1 protein-coding gene is annotated in these 456 nt (G+C 54.2%); it reads right to left on the bottom strand.

All coding sequences use genetic code 11. The features are described 5' to 3' along the window. Positions 1-146: 146 nt before the first annotated feature. Positions 147-456: hypothetical protein (locus tag C5C07_RS22055; RefSeq protein ID WP_233510503.1), on the bottom strand; the 310-nt coding region annotated here is incomplete at its 5' end.

Consider the following 456-nt stretch of genomic DNA (forward strand, 5'->3'; position numbering starts at 1 on the left):
TGCTCCATGGTCATGCAGCTGTCAGAGGTGGTGGCGTTACAGCCGAACTCGCTGCTGACGCCGGCGCAACCGGCCAGCAGCAGCACGCCACCCAAGGCGGGGAATAAAAGCAGTGATTTCATGATGTGCGTTTTCATTGAGTCTCCTTAAAACCTGGCCGAGAAAAAAGTCATTAACGGTACAACGAGGGTCATTACCCATCCGGCGCACGTATGCATCATCAAGAACATCGGGACATCAAATTCCCAGTGAATGAAAGAACTCCCGGCAACGATTGCGACCGAGATGGGCACTATCAGTGCCAGGCATACCGAAAGTGCGTAAGCAGAGGATTTTTTGTTGGGCCCCGTCATTAAGAAAAATAAAGAGAGCGCCGCCGACCCCGCACACCAGAGAATGTCACGCCGAAAACCGGCCCACTTGTCGGCATCGGTCAGCAGGTGCTCAATGCGCCAC

The sequence above is a fragment of the Haloferax sp. Atlit-4N genome, assembly GCF_003383025.1.
In the GTDB taxonomy this organism is placed as follows: domain Archaea; phylum Halobacteriota; class Halobacteria; order Halobacteriales; family Haloferacaceae; genus Haloferax; species Haloferax gibbonsii.